1 protein-coding gene is annotated in these 628 nt (G+C 54.0%); it reads left to right on the forward strand.

The annotated features are described in order from the left end of the window. A partial coding sequence (locus FEM54_RS33605) for a CoA transferase (RefSeq protein ID WP_138454403.1) occupies positions 1-387 on the forward strand: 387 nt, incomplete at its 5' end. Positions 388-628: the final 241 nt, after the last annotated feature.

A 628-nucleotide genomic window follows, 5' to 3' on the forward strand; every position in this document is an offset into this window, starting at 1 on the left:
GATGATCCGCGCTTCGTGACTAACAAGGTGCGGGTGGCTAACCGTGCGGAGCTGATTCCGCTGATTCGCCAGGCCACAGTGTTCAAGACGACGGCTGAGTGGGTGTCGCAGTTGGAGCAAGTAGGCGTGCCGTGTGGGCCGATCAATGATCTGGCGCAGGTGTTTGCCGACCCGCAGGTCAAGGCGCGTGGGTTGGCGATGGCGTTGCCGCATGCATTGGCGGGGATGGTGCCTCAGGTCGCCAGTCCGATGCGGTTGTCCAAGACACCGGTGGAATATCGTAATGCGCCTCCTCTATTGGGCGAGCATACGGTGCAGGTGCTGCAGGGGGTGTTGGGTCTGGATTCGGCGAATGTGGCTGCGCTGAAGGCTGCGGGCGTTATCTGAAGCTGCTCTTCTATATAAGTAGTTTGATCAAAGAGCGTTGGTCTGGTTGTTTTTTGATCAATTCTAACTTATTGATAGAGGCGCTAAATTAAGTGTTGACGGCAGACTCTAGAAGTCTATAATTCGCCCCACTTCCGGCGCAGTCGAAACGGAAAACTCCTTGGTAAACAACGAGTTACGAAGTTTTCGGCAGCAAGTTGCTTCAGTTCATCGAAGCCAAAAGGAAGTTGAAAAAGAGGTG

Source organism: Pseudomonas edaphica (genome assembly GCF_005863185.1).
In the GTDB taxonomy this organism is placed as follows: Bacteria; Pseudomonadota; Gammaproteobacteria; order Pseudomonadales; family Pseudomonadaceae; genus Aquipseudomonas; species Aquipseudomonas edaphica.